The organism is Vibrio sp. 2130-1 (assembly GCF_033339515.1).
Map to the genome: position 1 here is coordinate 1 of NZ_JAWOUT010000159.1, position 822 is coordinate 822.

At 46.8% G+C, this 822-nt stretch carries 1 protein-coding gene; it reads right to left on the reverse strand.

What is annotated here, in order from left to right:
- On the reverse strand, positions 1 to 822 hold an 822-nt coding region (locus R7Q09_RS24885), incomplete at both ends, for a TRAP transporter large permease subunit (RefSeq protein ID WP_318143789.1).

The window sequence follows — 822 nt, forward strand, 5'->3', positions numbered from 1 at the left end:
ATATATTCAATGGTCCTTCTAAATAACCTTCAATGGCACCAATGAGAGCGTAAGTACCCACTATCGCAAAGAAGCCGACCGTAATTACTGATGTCACATCCCAACTGACCAACCCGGTATAGGCAATTAACAATGGAACCAAGTACAGCCCCTTCGCAATTTTCCAAGCCATTAAGCCTGTTCGCATTGGTGGCGTTTTCGCAATGGTCGCCGCTGCGAATGCGGTTAAACACACTGGTGGCGTAACGTTACTGTCTTGCGAAAGCCAGAATATGATCAAATGCGCAGCCAACAATGCCAAACCAACCGCCTCTAAACCCAGACTTTGCTCTAGTAGCGTTTCAACAAAATCAGCAGGAACCATTGACAACATTTCTTTCGCCGTTTCCAGCGCCATTGGCGCATTGAGAAGATCGAGCTTATCTGGTGCCGCTAGCATGAAGATCGCTTTCGCTTGCTCAGGTAATTGCCCTGAAACCATCAACTCTAAAAGTTGGTTCTCGGCAATCAACTTATACAAGGCAGGGGCAGACAAAGTGCCCAGAACAATATACGCCGCTGTCACAGGTAAGCCCATACCTAAAACCAACGATGCCAAAGCAATCAACACGAGCATGATGAACAAATCACCATTCGCCCAACCATTGATCATCAAAGAGAAAGTATTGCCGATGCCTGTGGTACTGATTACGTTGATCACTAAACCAATACCCACCAGCAAGACGGCGGTGGTTGCCATGTTCTTCGCGCCTTGAGACATAGCCTCGATGATCGCTTTTGGTCCCATTTTGTGATCTTTCGAAAACCACGAAGAGACAACAA